We start from the raw sequence: 17608 nt of genomic DNA, 5'->3' as shown, positions 1-17608 counted from the left end.
CATGCGAAGTTTAGGGTCTCCCTTCCGCGAATGCACGAATAGTTTCGCAAAAACCCACGGGATACCTACAGTTTGCGATTGGAAAAATCATCACATACACACCAACCTTCACAGTGTGAACAGCTTGGTGTTGACTGAGGTCTGGTTCCCCCTGCAAGCGAAGGAGTAGATTGCCGTGCCTCCTTCAAATCGAGGGCTGCGACCAGATGTGCGGCGCTGGATGTGTACACCGAGTACGACTAGTGGGAGGTTAGGGGGGAATTTTACGATAATTTCAATGTTTCTCTGGAAAGCGGAGCCAATTCTGCTTACAAGTTGGGGGGTCAAGGAACTGCCGTCGGATTGCAGCACCGTCGCATTACAGGCTGAGGGGGCTGCTTGAAGTGAATTCGAGAGCAGGTTGATCAATCCAATAGCTGGAACCATATCGGGCGAGGAAATTTACAGAGCGAGTATTTAATCGCATCTTGTGAGCCTCGGCACTTTCGTCAGGATTCGTAATGACACTAGGAAATATTCCGGTGTGATTTCTCTTGGCGATAGGGAATGTGGTAATTCAAGGAAGGGTCTCTCCAGTGCAATCGGCGTGTTGCGATTTGATGCGCACAGGTGTAGCAGCCTGTTTTGCTTGTGTTTCAAATTGATTCACACGTGTCTGTTCCTGCGAGGCTTATTTTAAGAGGTTTCTCATATTCCATTTTACGTGTATGAAATATTCGTGCTGGTATAGGGAATGTGACGAGAATTACTCAATGTGATGATTTTGCACTTGATCATTGGGGGTGGAATAGGGAGCCTGCACTTAATGGGTCGTCTGTGATTGGTTGAATCGAGGTGATTCGAGAGAGCTTTCTCTTGGGGAATCGAGACTGCGAATTCACGGAACTTAATTGAGTGAGAGAACGACTACGGGTTCTGCTTGCGAATCAGCATTCAGGAGCAAGGGGTGTCCTTGTTCATTGACAGGTAGTGCTGGTTGTCCTCGCGACGAGTAACGGAATGACGACTCTTCCTGCAAAACGCGCTGTTCGGCTGGATGCCCACCTTTCAGGGGAAGAGGCAGCTGTTCAGGTGTCGGATGTCCCTGGTTCTGTTGTCAAAACAGAGACACAGCGGAAACAGGTTGTGAGCGTTCCGATCGGTCCTCACGTTCGCCCCGGTTCTTATGCGGAAACGAGTTCAGTCTCTGTTCTGGGGAGCTTTTTTCAGAATCTCCGTACCGGAATTCCGCTCCTGTTGATGGATGTGATTGGTCTGGCGCTAGGTTTGGTTGCTGCTGGAGTCTGTGCCGCGGCGATCGGACGTCTGCCACTTCTCCACCTTCATGATCACCCTGAGTTGTTTTTGAATGTGGTGATCTTTGTTGTTGTCTATTCCATCTTCGGGCTCTATCCCGGAGTGGGAATTAATCCCGTCGTCGAACTGAAGCAGATGATCCTTGGCACATTGGCCGGGGGATTCATTCTGCTTGCTTCAGCATTCATGTTTGGGTCTCCGAAGTTCAGTGACGTGGCGTTTATCCTGTCGATGACAGCGTTCAGTGTGTTCTTTGCTCCGTTGCTACGGTGCACCTCCCGGGAAATCCTCGCCGGCTACAGCTGGTGGGCGCAGCCTGCCTTGGTAATTGGTAGTGGCGAATCTGCAGTGCGCCTATTGGCGGCAATGCGTCGAAAATGCGGTTCCGGATTGAATCCGATCGGGATGGTAAGCGAGCAGCACTGTCTGCCAGATGATCCGTCCGGGGAATTTCTGGGTTCACTCTCCGAAATTGCTGAAATTGCGAGGGAAAACAAAGTTCACTGGGCATTGATTCCAATGGACGATGGAATTCAGGAAGAGACTCTTCCGCGAATTCTCCCGTATTGTGCTTCAATCCCGAATCTCATTGTCGTTCCAGCTTGTCAGGGATTCCCGAATCTTTGGAGTCGAACTCGGGACCTCGGTGGGGTTCTTGGACTGCATGTCCGCGAACGTCTTCTGAGCCCAACATCTCAGTTCTGCAAGCGTGTCTTTGACCTGGTTGCAGTCTCCATCGGTGGTCTGATTTTGATGATCGGACTGATTCCGGTGATGATCTGTGCCTGGATTTGCCTGAAACGGCATTCCCCTGGGCCAATGTTCTATAGTCAGGAACGTATTGGTAAGGGGGGAGAGAAGTTCCGGGTCTGGAAGTTCCGCACCATGGTTTTGGATGCCGAACGAAAACTGGAAGAATATCTGGAACAGCACCCGGAGTTTCTTCCGGAGTGGGAAGTCAACCAGAAATTGCAGGACGATCCGCGTATCATCCCTGGTATCGGAAACTTCCTTCGCAAGTCGAGCCTTGATGAGATTCCGCAATTGTGGAACGTCTTCAAAGGGGAGATGAGCCTGGTTGGTCCCCGTCCATTTATGGAAGACCAGAGTGATTTCTACGGCGATGTGCTTCCGCTGTACATGAAGGTGCGACCAGGGATTACCGGGATGTGGCAGATCTCTGGCCGCAATCACACGACCTTCGAAGAACGTGTGGCTTACGATGCTTACTATGTCCGTAACTGGTCATTGTGGCTCGACATCTTTATTCTTGGCCGGACCATTCGCACTGTGCTCTTCCGTGAAGGCGCGTTTTAAAGTCGGCTGATCTTCTGGTGGAGATCGCATTTGACTGAGACGTGCCCATGATTTCAGCGAAATGAATTGCGCAAATTGCTGTCGATTCAGTGGTTGAGAATTCCTGTGGAGAGTCTGTACGTCACTGAATGTGTGCGTCCGGACGGCAAAGCACGGCGCCCGAGTGGTTCGTTGGACCTTCGAATACACGCTGGACCGCAGTGAAGTTCATTTCCGATTGGAGTGGCTTCCTCTGCAGGATTGATTTCAATGAACTTCGACAGAACCTACCAAGCTCACGGCGTGACTTTTGGCTATCCCGGCCACTGGGAGTTAACTGAAGAGCCTCGTGACGATGCCATCACCGTTTCTGTGGGTGATAGTGGAGCATTTTGGTCAATCACCGTTTTACGAAGTCGCCCACGCGCGGAACGGGTTTTGGAAGAAGCGATCCAGGCTTTCAAAGACGAGTACGAAGATGTTGACGAATACCCGGTAGAAGCTGCGATGGCTGGCGAGTCTGCCATCGGGCGAAATATTGAATTCGTCGCGTTGGAACTTGTGAATTGTGTTTTCATGCGGACGCTGGAAATCGGCGGTCGGACTTTCTTTGTGATGGCACAGGTGACTGATCACGAACGCGAGCAGTTCGAGCCGATCTTTGATGCGATTACCGCGAGCGTTCAGCCAGAGGCCGATGATCAGGTCCTGCTTCAATAGGAATGATCGGGTGCGATCGCCTTGTCATCGCTCCCAAACTCTGCTGCCCGTCTCCCTGTCGGGAAGAACTCGTCTTTCTTAGAATCCGGGAGTGAAGGGCGATTCGTCTGGGCAATGCCGTGTCCTGCGTCTCTGCCCCTCTCGCGTCTGGAGTCAGGCTCCAGCCGAGGGTGCGAATAGTCCCAGAACCGGCAGGAGCCGAACGTCCATGGAAGTTGAGTCAACTGGATCGTCCCCAGAGAAATTGGACTTCATTCGAGAGATTGTGGCTCAAGATCTCGCAGCCGGGAAGAATGGCGGTCGAGTTCAAACCCGCTTTCCTCCTGAGCCGAATGGCTATTTGCATATTGGTCATGCAAAATCGATCTGCCTCAACTTTGGAATCGCCAATGAATTTGGCGGGAAGTGCAATCTTCGCTTCGATGACACGAACCCGACAAAAGAAGATGTCGAGTACGTTGATTCGATTCAGAATGATGTGCGCTGGCTGGGGTTTGAATGGGACGAACTGCACTACGCCTCGGAATATTTTGAACAGCTTTATGCCTGGGCGTGTGATCTGATTCGTAAAGATCTCGCCTACGTTGATAGCCAGACATTCGAAGAGATCCGCCAGCAGCGAGGAACAGCGACTGTGCCGGGAACAAACAGTCCCTGCAGAAGTCGCAGTGTTGAAGAGAATCTGGACCTCTTTGCACGCATGCGGGCAGGCGAGTTTGCTGACGGTGAACATGTTCTTCGTGCAAAGATCGACATGGCCTCGACGCACCTGATTCTGCGAGACCCGTTGCTCTATCGTATTCGTCACGCACACCATCACCGGACAGGAGATGCGTGGTGTATTTACCCGATGTACGATTATGCGCACGGGCAGTGTGATTCACTCGAACAGATCACTCACTCAATCTGCACACTGGAGTTTGAAACTCACAAGCCGCTTTACGAGTGGTTCCTGCAGCAACTGGAAATCTTCCCGTCGAAGCAATACGAGTTTGCACGGCTGAATCTCACCTTCACTGTGATGAGTAAGCGTAAGCTTCTCGAACTGGTGCAGGCAGGGGCTGTGACTGGCTGGGACGATCCACGGATGCCGACCATTTCAGGGTTGCGCCGTCGCGGATACACACCTGAGTCGATTCGCTCGTTCTGCAAGAACATTGGTGTCACGCGATATAACGGCCTGACCGACATGGTCGTGCTCGAGAATGCTCTTCGCGACACGTTAAACCGGTCTGCAGAGCGTCGAATGGCAGTGCTGGAGCCATTGAAGGTCGTGCTCACAAACTACCCTGAGGGACAGGTTGAGCACCTTGAGGCCGTCAATAATCCGGAAGATGCATCGGCAGGAACTCGCTCAATCCCATTCTCGCGTGAACTGTACATCGAGCAGGAAGACTTCATGGAGGTTGCTCCGAAGAAGTATTTCAGGCTCGCGCCCGGTCAGGAAGTTCGACTGCGTTGGGCCTTCTTTATCAAGTGTGAAGAAGTGGTCAAAGACGCAGACGGCAAGATCATCGAGCTTCGTTGTACCTACGATCCAGAAACCCGAGGCGGCAACGCTCCGGACGGACGGAAAGTCAAAGGAACGATTCACTGGGTGAGCGCTGCTCATGCGGTGTCCGCCGAGGTGCGTCTCTACGATCATTTGCTCAAAGTTGAAAATCCAGCTGACATCCCGGAAGGGGAAGACTGGAAATCAGCTTTGAACGAGAATTCGCTGCAGGTGTTGAAAGACTGCAAATTGGAACCATCACTTGTCGATTGCGTCGCTGGCGTTCCGGTTCAGTTTGAGCGAAAAGGGTATTACGTCATTGATTCGGAAGACAGTCGACCTGACTCGCTCGTGTTCAATCGGTCTGTGACGCTAAAAGACAATTGGCAGAAATCGCAAGCCAAGAGCTAAGTCTACTCAGGCGGGTTACAGGGCGGAAATTCCTCCCTGATTTACTCCTTCATTGAATTCACAGGGCAGAGCAAATTGTTTGCTCTGCCCTGTTTTTGTACCGTGGTATCCATAGGCGGTGGCTTACGTGACTTGTTGGGCTCGCCACCTTGACCGTACAAATTGTAATTGCGGGACTGATATTCTCTCAGCGTTCACACGGCATTCTGTGTGATGAACTCTGAAGGGACGAGTTCGCAACAGGAGTGGTGAAATGTTCCTGCGGATTGTCTTGATACTGGCTCTGGCCGCATCCTCCGCATGTAGTCAACCGGGGACCCCTGTCACTGAAATTTCTGTTGATACCGATAAGGAACTCGAAGTTGTTCCCATCACCGTGGCTGCGACTGACTGGCCCCTCTGGCGCGGGCCGCGACAAGATAACAATGCTGGTGATCAGGCAATTCCTCTTCAATGGTCAGAGGAGGAGAATGTCCTGTGGAAGGCAGAGGTTCCAGGGAGAGGGCATTCTTCCCCGATCCGCTGTGGAAAATCTGTTTATCTGACGACTGCGGATGAGGAAGCAGAGACCCAATCTGTGCTCGCATACGACTTCGAAACCGGGAAGCAACTTTGGGCGACTCAAGTCCACCAAGGAGGCTTTCCCAAAATGCATCGAAAGAATTCGCAGGCGTCAACGTCTGTGTGCTGTGATGGGGCGCATGTCTTCGCCGCATTCGTTAATCACGCAAAAATCTGGGTGAACAAACTCGATCTGGATGGGAAGATTCTGTGGTCGAAAGAAGTCGGTCCATTCACAACGGAGCATGGGTTTGGTCCATCACCAACGATGTTTGGTTCGCTGGTGATTGTGAATGGAGATAGCCTGGGGACAGGATTCATCGCTGCGTTGCATCGCGGCACCGGAGATGTCGTCTGGCGCACGCCGAGAGAAGGGCATCCAAGCAATGGAAGCTACGGCTGTCCGATTGTTGCGACTTATGGAGGCAAACCACAGATTCTGGTTGCCGGGATGAATCGTGTTTGCAGCTATGACCCTGACAACGGCAATCAGCTTTGGCAGATACCCGGGAGTGCTCGTGTCGTTGCGAATTCAGTTACCGTCAGTCCGCCGTTTCTTGTCGTCAGCGGCGGCTACCCTGAAAAGGAGATCCTGGCGGCCAAAGTCGATGATCTTTCAAACGTTTCAGAGTCGAACATTCTTTGGAAGGCATCAAAGAATGTGGCGTATGTCACAACTCCACTCATCGTGGGTGAACAGGTTCTTGTTCTGGCAGACGATGGCCCGTTAGCTTGCTATCAACTGGAGACGGGAAAATTGAACTGGCAACGCCGTTTGCCGGGAAGCTTTTCAGCTTCGATCATTCAAGTCGGCAATCGATTCCTTATTCCAAGCGAACAGGGAGAAATGATCGTCTTTGAGATCTCTCCTGAATTCAAAATCCTCAGTAAGAACAAGCTTGGCGACGATGGCGGGATGGCGACTCCCACGATTTGCGAGAATCGCGTTCTTATTCGCACTGACAAATTCCTTTACTGCATTGGTGAGAAGCCGAAGCAGTGAAGTGACACGTTGCTTTTTCCTCTTTACTCCGATTCACACCTGAGGCGCACAGAATGCTAAGACGTGATTTTCTATCAACGACGGTTGCGGCGGGCTTGGGAGTTGTTGCTACAGCAAAAGCACAGAACGTGTCGCCGTCAAAGGAAAAAGATGCAGGAGCGGCAAGACCTTTACTGGTGGGCCACCCAGTTGTCAGTGGACCTGCACCGGAATCGTTGAGCATTCTGCAGGCAATCAACGGTCCTGCGAGCGGATATCTGGAACTGGCAATTGGAAGTGGAGAGTTCCAAAGAATTGATGCCGAGGACATTGGCTTGCTTCCGTACGAGAAGGAAGTTCTCAAGTTTACGCTTCCCCCACTGCCGCCGAATCAGGAGATTCGTTACCGGATCGTTGCTCGAAAAATTGAGTTCACGAACGCATATAAGATTGGCCAGGGTGAAGTTGTTACGTCAGAGCTCAAGACGTTCCGTACGCTGAATCCTGCGGCAGAATCGACACGTTTTATCGTCTGGAATGACACTCACGAAAATCAGGAAACGATCAAGATTCTGCAGAAGTTGACGAGTGAATTTCATCCTGACTTCATGCAATGGAACGGCGATCAGACGAATGATGTTTATGAACCGGAGAAGATGAAGGCGCAGTATCTCGCTCCGAGTGGTCTTGAGATTTCGTCACAGTGGCCGCTGGCATATGCACGAGGAAATCACGACCTTCGTGGCCCTGCTGCTCGGCTTTTGCCGAAATTTACAGGGACGCCTGGTGATCTCTTCTATTATGCGTTCCGTAGTGGACCTGTCGCCTCATTAGTGATGGATACCGGTGAAGATAAGCCTGACGATCGCGAGGCCTTCGCTGGATTGGCAGGTTTCGAACGATTCCGTGAACGGCAGCGGCAATGGCTTGCCAAAGTCATTGAAGAGCCATGGTTCAAGTCGGCGCCGTATCGAATTCTCTTTTGTCATATTCCTCTGTGGTGGGAGAGTGACGGAAAGGAACGCGATTTCTGGATGTATTCGCAGGTGTCACGCGATGCATGGCTTCCTCTACTGGAAAAAGCCGGCGTACAGATTGTGATTTCCGGTCATATCCACAAAGCCACCTGGATGGCCAAATCGGCTAGCCAATCGATTGGCCAATTAAATGGTGGCGGCCCAAGAAAGGACAATGCGACGATCATTGAAGGTGTCGCCAATCAGAAGGCTCTTACGCTGACCACGAAGTCGCTCGAAGGAAAAGTCCTTTACGAGGTCGTCATCCCCGCATGATGCGGTTGCTGTGCAGAGCGAATAAATCGAAAGGCCACGCAGTGTATGAATCACTGCGTGGCCTTCGTTCTTTTTAGAGTGCGACAGTCAGAACGACTGGCGTGCCAAGCCTGCTGTCAGCTCTTTCGTCAAGCAAAGACATTTCGCGAGAAACGAACGCCGGACGCCTAAAACGTGAGAAAAATTTAATCGTCGATCTCGAATGCGTCGATGGCGTGCTCTTTCATTTCCTCCAACGAGGCAAACTCCAGAGTCGACATGTGCGTTGCGGAGAGAATGACAGAAGGAGCGACGCCAGCGTCATAGGCTTCCTTCCATCGTCCAGCACAAAGGCACCATCGGTCGCCGTGTTTCAGTCCTGGGAAGTCGTATTCTGGCATGGGGGTGGAAAGATCGTTCCCTGCACGTTTTGAAAACGCCAGAAATTCGTCTGTCACCTGCACGCAGACGGTGTGGACTCCGAAATCGCCTGGTCCGGTATCGCAACACCCATTTCGGAACCAGCCGGTCATTGGGGAAAATGAACAGGGGATGAGTGGTTTTCCCAAAACATTCTTGGCGCCAGCCATCAGTCACCTGACTCTTATTAACAGTGATGTAGTGTCGCCCGCCGCATCCGCACTGTTGTCAGTGTCAGCTTTCATTGCGGTGACTGGATGTTGTGAAATTGAGCCGCAAGCAATCATTCCGCGATGCATGAATGGGCATACGGAGTGAAAACGTAAAACTGAGTGATACGTATGCTGTGTTTGTTGATTCATGGTGTTACGGCCATGCCATCGGCCCCTGATCAGTCCCCAAGATCATAAGGCATTCGCAGGGAAAGAGGAATCAGGGAGCGTCCTCGCTGCATTTGGGGGCGGGCGAAAGCTGCTGGGAACTGGGTTTTGCGTCGAGCTGATCGCTTCAGGCTGGATTGTGTGCAGATTTTACCAGAAGTTGCGTGAAACTTTCGGCTCCGCAAAACAGGTGTGCCATCTAGCTGTCACTGATATCGCGATAAGACGCTCATCAACAAACTCAGTCTCTCACCCTGATAGCGGGCCACCCAATGTCGATCGATCTCCAGAACGCATTTGCAGTCGAAGCCACTCCAGCCACAATCTCTTCATTCAACCGGTCCGCAGTGAACTTGCCGTTGGCTTGCCCTGCCTGTCGAACACCGATCGGATACGTCAAAGGGTTGTGTGGAAATCGATTGACTCAGGCCGTCATGCTGCAGGCTGAGCGACTTGGAGCGGAATTGGAATGCGGGCATTGCGGGTTGCGATTTATTCACACTCGTCCATCAACCTCTGCGGCAAATCGATCAATGAACATCAATCGAGATACAATTCGCACGATCTGAAGGCGAATTCTTCACCGCAGCTGGTCATGCAGCGGTGTTGAATCCAACTGAAGTCTGGCTGCGATGCGGCCGTGGTCACTGATTCATTTCGAGATCTGTCGTCACTGTGGATCCCGGATTAATCTTTAAGCGGACTTTGTGATTTGATCGCTTTTGAATGCTTGACCGGTGGCGTCCAGTACGTCGTCAGGCATTGATGAATTTTGGCAAGCGGTCGATCATAGATGTCGAAGATCGGGATCTCTGCCCCTGCAATTTTGATTGCAATCACGCGACTGGCGTTTGGCCCCCGGAACCGCCCGAGGTTACGCCGTTTCGAATCTTCGATCCCCTGGATTTCTGACCATTTCAGATATCCAGTGAGTTCGCCTTGATGCATGGCAATCCCATCAGGGCTGATCACCAGTGCAGAGTTCTTCAATTTTGAGAAATTGGAATTGGAAGACAACTGCGTCAGGAAGATGCAAACGCGAATGATGAGCGACATGCAAATCGCAATTCCTCCGATGAACGCCCAAGCGACGTATCCCTGTCCTGCCAGGATCGAAATAATGACCCAGATGATTCCGGTCAGTAAAATGACGTAAAGAACAGGGCCAATCGCGATTCTGAAGTTCGACTTCCAGTTTCGTGAGACAAAGCTGAACACACTATTGTCGTCATATGCCGTGAGCTGACTGGTCAATCGAGGTTGCAGGACAGTGCAAACCGACCGCGAACCTGATGTCGGAATCTTTTCTAAAAGATTCTGATAGACGGTTTTGGATGTTCGTGTGGTCAGTGCGGGAAATTCCAAGACTCGATGTGGAAGGAAAATTTGCAGCAGTCCTCCCCGGATATTGGGCGAGTTGACCGAAGGAGCAATTTCATTGATGGCCAGTCCGAAGACCTCTCTGTACTCGAAGAGGTGGTTCCCGAACTGGTCTTCCACTGTGCTTTCTGCGAAAACGAATTCCTGATCTTTGGGACGCGTTAGATAGAAGTAGACGGCAAACAGACCAGGAAGAATCGCCAGAATCTGTAGATGGTTGCTACTGGTGAATGTGCCTGCGGCGACGAGTCCAAGTGAAAACAGAAACGCCAGAATCATCATCAGAGACGTTGACCGTTCAAGTTTCACTTGTTTCATGGATGTGGCCCATCATCTCTATTCAATAGCGAAGTTCCGTCCTTGTTCCGTCAGTGGGACCGGAACGGAGTCTCTGTCATGTGCTCTCGTTCGCGAACAGGAGCAGTGAGTCCATCTTAAGCATGCCCATTTTCTTCAGTGTGCCATGTTCTCCTGTTGAGATTCAAGTTCCTCACCTGAATCCGGGCGAATTTCAGGCTTTGGCTGGTCGCGGTCAAACTGCAAAGCGGTTTGGATTCTTGCAGCAGAAAATTTTGCAAACTTGAGGGAAAAACACCCGTATTGACCTCTTTTGTCTTCTTTCGTTACGTTCCCGACGAAGATTTGGCGAATTGGGGTGCAAATGGCAGCCAAATGCGAGGTCACCTCAGACACTAACAGAGCTCTCGCCCACTGATTTATATGGCTCAACGACGACTCACCGTGTTGCAAATGCTTCCGTCCATGGAGTCGGGAGGCGTTGAACGCTGCGCGCTCGAGATCAATGAGGAGCTGGTTCGAAATGGCCATCGCTCGATCGTGATCTCAGCAGGTGGTCGACTGGTTCCTAAGCTGGAAGCCGCAGGTGGCGAGCATGTTTCCTGGCAAATTGGCAAGAAATCGCTGAGTTCGCTGAAATGGGTCTGGCCGTTACGTCGTCTTCTTTCGCAGCAACACGTTGATATCATTCATGCCCGATCCCGAGTGCCTGCGTGGATTGCCTGGCTCGCGTGGCGTGGAATGCCTGCGAACAATCGGCCTCGATTTCTGACAACTGCACATGGAATCTACAGCGTCAATCGATACAGCGAGATTATGACCAGTGGAGAACGGGTCATCTCGATCTCGGAAGCAGTCGATGGCTATCTGCGAACCCAATATCCGCGACTGGATCAGTCAAAAATTCGTTTGATCCCTGAGGGAATCGATCCAGTCGAGTTTCCGCGTGGATTTCAACCGGACAGCAACTGGCTGAAGGCCTGGTATCAGCAGTATCCTCAACTTGCTGGCCGTCCTGTGGTTTGTCTGGTCGGTCGACTGACCAGATATAAAGGTCATCACGAATTTCTGGAAGTGGTGGACCGACTCCGCAAATCAGTGCCTGAAGTGAGGGCGTTGATCGTCGGGGAAGAAGATCCAAACCGTCGGAAGTATGCGGCGGAATTACGGACAGCCGTAAAAGAAAAAGGACTCACAGAGCATGTGATCTTTACCGGGCATCGATCGGATGTTCGGGAAATCTATGCCGTTTGCAATGTCTCGATGTCCTTGAGTGGACAGCCCCCGGAAGCCTTCGGGAGAGCAACTTGCGAAGCGTTGAATATTGGCACTCCAGTTGTGGGATGGGACAGCGGAGGGACTTCGGAACTCTTGCGTCACATTTTCCCGGAAGGACTGGTCCCTGTTGGGGATATTGATGTTGCCGTTGAAAAAGTGAAAAGCATCCTGACTTCAGGAGCAACTCTGAACCACGACCATCCGTATCAGAAGCAACTGATGTTGCAGAAGACGATGGAACTGTATGAAGAGATGGTTCTTTATGAGAACAAGGCAGCCTGAAGCAATCGTGTTTCAGTATTGAATTCGGTTATTGAAGTGAATGTGTCGGGCAGTGACACAGTGTCGGACAGTGACACACGGCAGAGCGAGCAGATTTGTGATTTGCCCACCATGAGGGTGGAGCCTGAAGCCGGTCCCTGATCGGTATGGAGAGGTAGAAGATGAGTTGGGACGGAGCCCAGATTCGCCTGCGAGCGAAATCGCCAATTGCCGCGATGCTAAAACAGAATCGCCTTGATCCGACTCTCGGATTTTTCTGGGCGGTGGTGCTCGTGCATATCATCTTCTGGACGCTGCTGGCATCGAAGACGCAGCCGAATGTCCCAGCAGAAACTCTCGACCTGCTGTCATCCGGACGGCAGCTCGCCTGGGGATATCCTTCTCAGCCACCAATGGGGGTCTGGGTTGCTTCCATCGCCGGAAGTATTGCAGCGCCTCGGATTTGGCCACTCTATCTGATGGCTCAGATCTGCGGCGTCATCAGTGTCTGGTCTGCCTGGGTTCTTGCGAGAAAGTTCCTGCATCCTTGGACTGCCCTGTGTGCAGCCATTGTGTTGCTTGGGGGGTATTCCTGCACGATTGCCGCATCTGAATTTTCCAGTACACACCTCGCCAGTGCATTCTGGTCGCTGAGTATTCTGACTTTTCATGAAGCACTGACAGAAGAACGTCGCCGGTACTGGGCGGCAACCGGGTTGCTGATGGCCTGTGGGTTTCTCACAAGCTATGCAACCTTGCTGCTGCTGGCCACGATGTTCATGTTCACGCTGTGGGATGATCGTGCGCGACGATGCTGGGATTCCTCGTGGCCATTTCTGGCTGGTCTGATCATGTTCGCTGCAATGATGCCGCATTTTCTGTGGCTGGGGCAAAACGATTTCTCAACGATTCAAAACAAACTGGCGACTGCAACCAACGTTGTCCATCACCTTGAGCAACCGCTGGCATACCTTGGAACGCAGTTACTGTGTCTGATTCCCGTTCTGGTTCTGTTGACTCCATTGGTGGCCTGGTTCAGTTTTGAAGAACCGGCGACTTCACAGGATGAACCTCGTGATTTCGCTCGGCAGTATTTGTTGTGGATGACCTGTCTCCCTCCCGTGATCATCTTTGGGCTGTCGTTGTTCGCTGGTCCTTCGTCGATCATCTTTGCCGGTGTGACGAACTGGACTTACCTGGGACTCGCTCTGCTGCTCTGGGGACATCTCAGTGAAACGCGTCTTGCCTGGCGTCGGTCACTGATTCGAATCGGAACCGCTGTCGGGGTGTTCGCTGCCGCTTTGATTGCGATCAACCTGATGCTGCCTCAACTGAGTCGACAGGCTTTCAACACGCATTTCCCAGGCAAAGAACTTGCCAGACAAGTTGAAAGTGCCTGGAAGAGCAGCGGGTATTCCGGTCCTGTCCCTGTGATTGCCGGGCCACCGCAACTGGTACGCAATGCCGTCTGGAATTCTCGTAGTTCAGGAAAGATTGCGGTCTACGAAGACGTGTCTGGCAGTCCTAAAGCCGGTTTAAATGATTTTGCATTCAGTCAGCATGGCGGAGTCATGCTCTGGGACATGAGTTTGGAATCGCCGCATTCCTATCAGGAACTGGCTCAGCGATTCGGTCGGGTCAGTCTGCTGGATCCCGTTCAAATGAAATGGGGAGGGTTGGCGGATCTTCCCGAGCTGAAGGTTGGCATGGCAGTTGTTCACCCTGCACTTGCTCAGGTGACCAAACCTGTTTCGACTCCGTACGCAAACTACAACGGTGTGAATCAGTCGACATTGCCGCCGAGCTATCCGAAGGCCGGGATTGTGCCTGCAACGTCCTTGCAAGGGACAGGGCTCAACTCGAATGCCAATTCTGTGCCGGCGACCTATCAGTTCCCGACACTGGATTCGTCGAAACAGACCTTCCCGACTCAACTGGGAACGACAACTCCAGCGGCGACTCCGACAAACCCCGCTCCTGCGTTGCAGGGATTCTCAGGATTTCCGAGCAACAGTTCTGCTGAGCAGTTTCCGCAGCCAGCAGCCAACAAAACTTTCTCACCTGCTTCCACTGGCGGAACAAGTGGGCCAGCCTTGCAAGGATTCAGTGGATTTTCCGGGGCACCGTCAGGGAATACTTCTGGGAGTTCTTTGAACTCAGCGACCCCAGCGGTTCCGACGAACGATCTGTTTGCGCGGCCAATTCAAGGTCAGCTTCCTGCTGGTGGAAACATGTCAAACTCGACAAATCCTTCCGGCAACGGAGCCAATTTCCCATCATCGAATCTGAGCGTTCCAGCGAACAGCTCGACACCCAAAGGAACGCCTTCAGGGAACGCTGATCCGTTTCTGAATTACAATTTAAATTCGAAACCGGCTCCGACATCGTCACCCGCATCAGACGAGGTTCTGCCAGATCTGTCGATGCCTGCGACAAACTCGTCGTCATCATCATTGAAGTCACCTGCGACTCCGCCCAAGAGCGGAACATCCTCACTCTGGGACCTTTCGAATTCGCTGTCGACTGGTTCTGCATCGAATGGGAAATCGTCGACAGGGACCTATTCGACTGGAAATCAGCTTCCGGCGATGGGGAATTCCACTTCATCAGGAAACTTGTCAGGAAATTCACAGCTGAGCCTCCCTGCGAGCGTCGGTGCAACTGGAGCGTTGCCATTGGGAGGGAACCTCAATTTCCAGAACTCGAATCCAAATTCGAACTTGAATTCCAGCAGTAAGACGAATTCCAATCTGACCCCAAAAGGGGCAATGGATCTTGGATTTCCAGCAGGTTACCCAAGCTTGCCGAGCACTCCAATGCCAGCGACTTCGACACCAGCAAAAGGGACAGGAACGAGTTCTCTCAATGGATTCAACCTGCCGTCCGACGTTCTTCCAACGCTGTCGAATGAACCCAAGCCAGCGGCACCTAATCTGAATCTGAACACGAATTCCAAGGCTCCTGAGGGACTGACTGAGCAATAAGTCTTTCGTCTTCGAGTCTTGTTTGCAGGTGAAATGAGTTCATTGCGGTGCAGGGGACATTCCTGCCAGAAATTGATTACAATCACGAGAGCGGCCTCTGATAATGAGAGGCCGCTCTTTGATTTTTATCGTTGATTTTATCCGGCAATGAAGTCCTGGAAACACTGCGTAATTTCGAGAAGTGTTCTAATTCAGAGAATTCGCTATGTCTCAGACGTTTGTATTTGATCTCTCTGAATGGACTCAGATCGAGATGACAGGTGGGGAAGCCAGAACTTTCCTGCATAATTTTTGCACGAATGACATCAAAGGGTTGACCGAAGGACGACGTTGCGAAGCCTTCCTCTGCGATATCAAAGGCCGCATCCTTGGTCATATTCAGGTGTTGGCAAACGCCGGCGGATTGCATTTGATCAGCGTCCCTGGTGCAGCCAGCCAGCTTGTGAGTCATCTCACCAAGTATCTGCTGGGGGGAGACGTCACGTTTGCGGATCGCACTTCAGAACTCGGATTGTTCTGTGTTCAGGGGCCACGGCTCGGAGAGATTTTACAAGGTCTTGTTGGAAACGCTGTTCCTGTTGAATTGGGGCAATGCCAGTCAGTAACGATTGGAAATACTCCATGCCTCGTCGCAGCAACGGACATGGTGCCGGGGCCTGCGGTCCTCATCTCTGGTGAGCGTCAGGCGCTGGGGGAAGCACTGGGAAACGCGGTAGCAGAAGCTCAGAACCAACTGCAGTTCGGGGCGGCTGATTTGTTTGAGCGTCTTCGAATCGAAGCGACTTTCCCAAAGCTTGGTCAAGACGTTGGCCCAGAGAACATTGCTCAGGAGGCGGCGCGAACGGCTCAGGCGATCAGCTTCACAAAAGGCTGTTACCTGGGGCAGGAGCCGATTGCCCGACTTGATGCGATGGGGCACACCAATAAAGAACTGCGACGGCTAAAGGTCAAGGCGACTGGAATTCAACCTGGGGCCACAGTTCAGGGCAATGGGGCAACGGTTGGGACTTTGACTTCAGTGGCCATCGGAGAAGATCCTGCAACCTCCGTGGCGTTAGGAGTGATTCGCACCAAGTTTGCAGAACCAGGCACGGAAGTGACTGTGATCTCGAATGGAGAAGAGTTCCCTGCCGTCGTCTGGTAATCGCGAATGATGCATGACACGATTGGCTGATGCACTTTGAAAATCGAAACAGGGCCGGAACTTGAATTCAAGTTCCGGCCCTGTTTATTGAATGAGCATTCATCGGCAGGCGTGCCGACGACTCGTCGCCTTATTCTGAAAATGCAGCATCGAATGCACGTGTGCTGGGGCGGAAGTCGATGTTGCGAACATAATCGCAGGCTTCGGCTGCTCCCATTTCGCGATCCATTCCGGAATCTTCCCATTCAATGGAGAGTGGGGCATCGAATGGATAACCAGCGGCATTCAAGGCGCGGATCACTTCTTCAAAGCGAACGCCTCCACGACCAACGCTGCGGAAGTCCCAGCCTCGACGTTGATCACCAAACGACAGATGACTGGAGAGAATTCCAGAGCGGCCGTTGAGTGTTGTGGCGGCGTCCTTCATATGGACATGATAGATGCGGTCAGGGAATTCACGAATGAACTCGACTGGATCAACACCCTGCCAAATCAGATGGCTCGGGTCAAAGTTGAATCCGAACTCTTCTCGATTGCCGATTGCGTCGAGCGCGCGTCTTGCAGAATAGATATCGAAGGCGATTTCGGTGGGGTGAACTTCCAGAGCGAAGCGAATTCCGCAGTCCTGGAACACATCGAGAATCGGATTCCAGCGATCAGCGAACAACTGGAAGCCACCGTCGATCCATGATTTTGGAGTCGGCGGGAAATCGTACAGCAGATGCCAGATACTCGACCCTGTGAATCCGTTGACGACGCTGACACCCAACTTTTGAGCAGCGCGAGCAGTGTTTTTCATCTCTTCGGCAGCACGAGCGTTCACTCCGGCAGGATCGCCATCTTTCCAGATGTATTCCGGAAGAATGGTTTTGTGCCGCTCATCGATGATGTCGCAGACAGCTTGCCCAACGAGATGGTTCGAGATGGAGAACAGCTTCAGGTCGTGCCGTTCGAGCAGATCTCTTTTACGTGCGCAATAGGTGTCGTCTGAAAGTGCTTTGTCGACTTCAAAGTGATCGCCCCAACAGGCAAGTTCCAAGCCGTCGAACCCGAACTCTTTAGCTTTCTTACACAAGGTTTCCAGTGGTAAATCGGCCCATTGACCAGTAAACAGAGTTACGGGACGTCCCATGCCAAACTCCTTGTGCAAGCGGTACAAACGAGAAGGGAATCACTGCGCAGCCACTGTATCGAGCAACGTCATGAATTCAAATCATCTCAGACGCAACTTCCTGAAGTGTCAGGAGATTCTGATGTCTCGCGGAATCACACTCTCCTCATCTCAGAGACATCGTTCAGGCTCGACGAATCCTTCTCACGGTCACAGAAGGCTCTCTGCAGGACGAAACCGCATTTGAAAGCAGGAACTGCGATGATGGGTGTTTTCGAGCTTGCCCAGCGCAGACTGGCCTCACTCGGCAGTCCGACATATAAC

General features: G+C 52.0%; 12 protein-coding genes. 9 read left to right on the top strand and 3 right to left on the bottom strand.

Translation table 11 applies throughout. From position 1 onward, the window contains the following. The first annotated feature begins 999 nt into the window (after nt 1-999). The 5 genes from wbaP (at nt 1000) to SH527x_RS08995 (ending at nt 8050) form a co-directional block, all read left to right on the top strand. Nucleotides 1000-2613, top strand: a complete 1614-nt coding sequence (gene wbaP, locus SH527x_RS09015) for an undecaprenyl-phosphate galactose phosphotransferase WbaP (RefSeq protein ID WP_437194326.1) — start codon at nt 1000-1002, stop codon at nt 2611-2613. Nucleotides 2614-2862: 249 nt separating this feature from the next. Further along, on the top strand, nt 2863-3312 hold the full coding sequence (locus tag SH527x_RS09010; protein WP_437194325.1) for a hypothetical protein: 450 nt from the start codon (nt 2863-2865) through the stop codon (nt 3310-3312). A 208-nt stretch (nt 3313-3520) separates the two neighbouring features. Continuing rightward, entirely contained in the window at nt 3521-5215 is a 1695-nt protein-coding gene (locus SH527x_RS09005; protein ID WP_437194324.1) for a glutamine--tRNA ligase/YqeY domain fusion protein, read from the top strand. A gap of 253 nt (nt 5216-5468) precedes the next feature. Further along, on the top strand, nt 5469-6779 hold the full coding sequence (locus SH527x_RS09000) for an outer membrane protein assembly factor BamB family protein (RefSeq protein WP_437194323.1): 1311 nt from the start codon (nt 5469-5471) through the stop codon (nt 6777-6779). Nucleotides 6780-6832: 53 nt separating this feature from the next. Continuing rightward, on the top strand, nt 6833-8050 hold the full coding sequence (locus tag SH527x_RS08995; protein ID WP_437194322.1) for a metallophosphoesterase family protein: 1218 nt from the start codon (nt 6833-6835) through the stop codon (nt 8048-8050). A gap of 185 nt (nt 8051-8235) precedes the next feature. Here SH527x_RS08995 and SH527x_RS08990 read toward each other — a convergent pair whose 3' ends face one another. After that, the gene (locus tag SH527x_RS08990) at nt 8236-8619 is read right to left on the bottom strand and encodes a DUF2237 family protein (protein WP_437194321.1); all 384 of its coding nucleotides are present in this window, start codon (nt 8617-8619) and stop codon (nt 8236-8238) included. A gap of 482 nt (nt 8620-9101) precedes the next feature. Between SH527x_RS08990 and SH527x_RS08985 the strand changes: the two genes are divergently transcribed. Beyond that, on the top strand, nt 9102-9398 hold the full coding sequence (locus tag SH527x_RS08985) for a hypothetical protein (RefSeq protein WP_437194320.1): 297 nt from the start codon (nt 9102-9104) through the stop codon (nt 9396-9398). Between the two features lie 118 nt (nt 9399-9516). Here the strand turns inward: SH527x_RS08985 and SH527x_RS08980 are convergent, their stop codons facing one another. Further along, a complete protein-coding gene (locus SH527x_RS08980) occupies nt 9517-10527 on the bottom strand; it encodes a hypothetical protein (protein WP_437194319.1) in 1011 nt (336 codons plus the stop codon). 402 nt (nt 10528-10929) lie between these two features. Between SH527x_RS08980 and SH527x_RS08975 the strand changes: the two genes are divergently transcribed. The 3 genes from SH527x_RS08975 (at nt 10930) to ygfZ (ending at nt 16173) form a co-directional block, all read left to right on the top strand. Further along, nucleotides 10930-12066: a glycosyltransferase family 4 protein gene (locus SH527x_RS08975; protein WP_437194318.1), complete on the top strand. Its 1137-nt coding sequence runs from the start codon at nt 10930-10932 to the stop codon at nt 12064-12066. Nucleotides 12067-12227: 161 nt separating this feature from the next. Beyond that, a complete protein-coding gene (locus SH527x_RS08970) occupies nt 12228-15029 on the top strand; it encodes a glycosyltransferase family 39 protein (RefSeq protein ID WP_437194317.1) in 2802 nt (933 codons plus the stop codon). 205 nt (nt 15030-15234) lie between these two features. Continuing rightward, nucleotides 15235-16173 (top strand): CAF17-like 4Fe-4S cluster assembly/insertion protein YgfZ, encoded by a 939-nt coding sequence (gene ygfZ / locus SH527x_RS08965; RefSeq protein WP_437194316.1) that lies wholly within the window; start codon nt 15235-15237, stop codon nt 16171-16173. A gap of 130 nt (nt 16174-16303) precedes the next feature. Here the strand turns inward: ygfZ and SH527x_RS08960 are convergent, their stop codons facing one another. Beyond that, nucleotides 16304-17305, bottom strand: coding sequence for a sugar phosphate isomerase/epimerase family protein (locus tag SH527x_RS08960; RefSeq protein WP_437194315.1), 1002 nt, complete (start codon nt 17303-17305; stop codon nt 16304-16306). Nucleotides 17306-17608: the final 303 nt, after the last annotated feature.

Source organism: Planctomicrobium limosum, from assembly GCF_051465645.1.
Lineage (GTDB): Bacteria > Planctomycetota > Planctomycetia > Planctomycetales > Planctomycetaceae > Planctomicrobium.
Note: the sequence above shows the minus strand (reverse complement) of the source record. Positions and strands in the feature narration are given on the sequence as shown.

Bases quoted from the DNA above. Each gene is read 5' to 3' on its own strand.
- SH527x_RS09005 (WP_437194324.1), top strand. From the start codon at position 3,521: ATGGAAGTTGAGTCAACTGGATCGTCCCCAGAGAAATTGGACTTCATT.
- wbaP (WP_437194326.1), top strand. From the start codon at position 1,000: ATGACGACTCTTCCTGCAAAACGCGCTGTTCGGCTGGATGCCCACCTT.
- SH527x_RS09010 (WP_437194325.1), top strand. From the start codon at position 2,863: ATGAACTTCGACAGAACCTACCAAGCTCACGGCGTGACTTTTGGCTAT.
- SH527x_RS08985 (WP_437194320.1), top strand. From the start codon at position 9,102: ATGTCGATCGATCTCCAGAACGCATTTGCAGTCGAAGCCACTCCAGCC.
- SH527x_RS08960 (WP_437194315.1), bottom strand. From the start codon at position 17,305: ATGGGACGTCCCGTAACTCTGTTTACTGGTCAATGGGCCGATTTACCA.
- SH527x_RS08980 (WP_437194319.1), bottom strand. From the start codon at position 10,527: ATGAAACAAGTGAAACTTGAACGGTCAACGTCTCTGATGATGATTCTG.
- SH527x_RS08970 (WP_437194317.1), top strand. From the start codon at position 12,228: ATGAGTTGGGACGGAGCCCAGATTCGCCTGCGAGCGAAATCGCCAATT.
- SH527x_RS09000 (WP_437194323.1), top strand. From the start codon at position 5,469: ATGTTCCTGCGGATTGTCTTGATACTGGCTCTGGCCGCATCCTCCGCA.
- ygfZ (WP_437194316.1), top strand. From the start codon at position 15,235: ATGTCTCAGACGTTTGTATTTGATCTCTCTGAATGGACTCAGATCGAG.
- SH527x_RS08975 (WP_437194318.1), top strand. From the start codon at position 10,930: ATGGCTCAACGACGACTCACCGTGTTGCAAATGCTTCCGTCCATGGAG.
- SH527x_RS08995 (WP_437194322.1), top strand. From the start codon at position 6,833: ATGCTAAGACGTGATTTTCTATCAACGACGGTTGCGGCGGGCTTGGGA.
- SH527x_RS08990 (WP_437194321.1), bottom strand. From the start codon at position 8,619: ATGGCTGGCGCCAAGAATGTTTTGGGAAAACCACTCATCCCCTGTTCA.